Raw genomic sequence first — 1,582 nt, 5'->3', positions numbered from 1 at the left:
CGATCGGCGCGTTGAACACGGACGCGAACACGAACGACTCGTTCACGTCGCCCTGCGACGTCGCGCCGTCACCGAAGTAGGCGATGGTGGCGCCCGCCGACGGTGTGCCGAGGACACCGTCGCGCTGAATGCCCATCGCGTACCCGGTCGCGTGCAGCGTCTGGCTGCCGATCACGATGGTGTAGAGGTGGAACATGTGTTCCGCGGGGTCCCAGCCGCCGTGGTTCACGCCCCGGAACAGCCCGAGCAGCTTCAGCGGCTCAACGTCCCGGCACCAGGCGACACCGTGCTCCCGGTAGGTCGGGAACACCATGTCGTTCTCGGACAGGGCGCGCCCCGACCCGATCTGCGCCGCCTCCTGCCCCAGCAACGGCGTCCACAACCCCAACTCCCCTCGCCGCGCCAACGCCACCGCCTCCAGATCAAACTGCCGCACGATCACCAGATCGCGGTACAGGTCGCGGACGTCCTCGGCGCTGAGGTCCAGGGGGTAGTCAGGATGCTCGACGCGCTCCCCTTCCGGCGTAAGCAGCTGAATAAAGCCAGGCCCAACGTTCTCAGCAGTTCCCTGAGCACCACGCACAAGATCGACCATTTCAAAGCCTTAGAAAAAGCGGGAGATCATCAAGTAGGCCAACAAAATCCCTGAGCCAAAAATCTAACCCTGTCAATTGTAGATCAATTGATTGATTGCGCAACATATGACGATGGCAACCAAAATGCCTCCACGAGTCATTCGGACTCGACTTTCTGAGACTCCATGAGGAGAGTAGTCAGACCGGCTTTCACATCATCCATGACCATTGACACCTCGGCCCCCTTTGATACATGGAGCCAGCCAACACTGTGACTGGTCAGCAGGTTGAGGTGAGGTGAGCCGGTTTCAGGCGGCGGAGGGCAGCCATGGTAGCCGGTTGGTGAGGCGGGTGAGGGCGTCCCGGAGTCCGATGCCGTGTTTGGCGGTGGTGGCCAGGTAGGACCGGATGGCGCAGAACTGTTTGGCTCCGGGCAGGGTGCGCAGGCAGCCGGAGACTTTCTGCCGGATCTTGATCATCCGTATTTCACATCCCGGTAGTCCAGGTGCCGCACTCCGGCCAGCTTCGACAGGCCCCGATCGGCGATGGCCTTTTGCGCCCACTCGGCCTGTTCCTTGGACAGCGTGACGCCCAGCGCCCTCACCCCGTACTCCTCGGCGGCGTGCATCACCATGGCGCCCCAGCCACAACCCACGTCCAGCAGCCGTAGGCCGGGCTTGAGGCTCAGCTTCCTGGCCACCAGGTCGTGCTTGTGGAACTGAGCCTGTTCCAGAGTCGAATCGCCCTGGGGATAACATGCGCACGTGTATGCCATGGACGGGCCCAGCACCCACTCATAGAAGGCGTTGGAAACGTCATAGTGATGCGAGATGGCCTGGGCGTCACGCCGCCTGGAGTGCCTGAGCCACGCTGGGACCCTCAGGGATCCGGCAAGGTCGTGAAATGAGGGTGTGACCTGCGGGATCGCTGGTCCGGTAGGCGGGTTTGGGGGTTCGCAAGTAGCGGGTGGGGCCCGCGCGGTTCGATGGAAGTTCTCACGCTCACCA

Annotated in this window: 1 protein-coding gene and 2 pseudogenes; all 3 read right to left on the bottom strand. The window is 62.8% G+C overall.

What is annotated here, in order from left to right; all coding sequences use genetic code 11:
* A partial coding sequence (locus tag ABGB11_RS42330) for a thiamine pyrophosphate-dependent enzyme (protein ID WP_347641348.1) occupies window positions 1–595 on the bottom strand: 595 nt, incomplete at its 3' end.
* Between the two features lie 288 nt (window positions 596–883).
* A pseudogene (locus ABGB11_RS42325) lies at window positions 884–1,063 on the bottom strand (IS66 family transposase); the annotation flags it as partial.
* A pseudogene (locus tag ABGB11_RS42320) lies at window positions 1,063–1,440 on the bottom strand (class I SAM-dependent methyltransferase); the annotation flags it as partial. The pseudogenes ABGB11_RS42325 and ABGB11_RS42320, both read right to left, overlap by 1 nt.
* Window positions 1,441–1,582: the final 142 nt, after the last annotated feature.

Origin of the sequence: Actinomadura sp. B10D3, assembly GCF_039871695.1 — a bacterium.
GTDB classification, from domain to species: Bacteria; Actinomycetota; Actinomycetes; order Streptosporangiales; family Streptosporangiaceae; genus Spirillospora; species Spirillospora madurae.
This window is presented reverse-complemented; position numbering and strand designations above follow the sequence as displayed.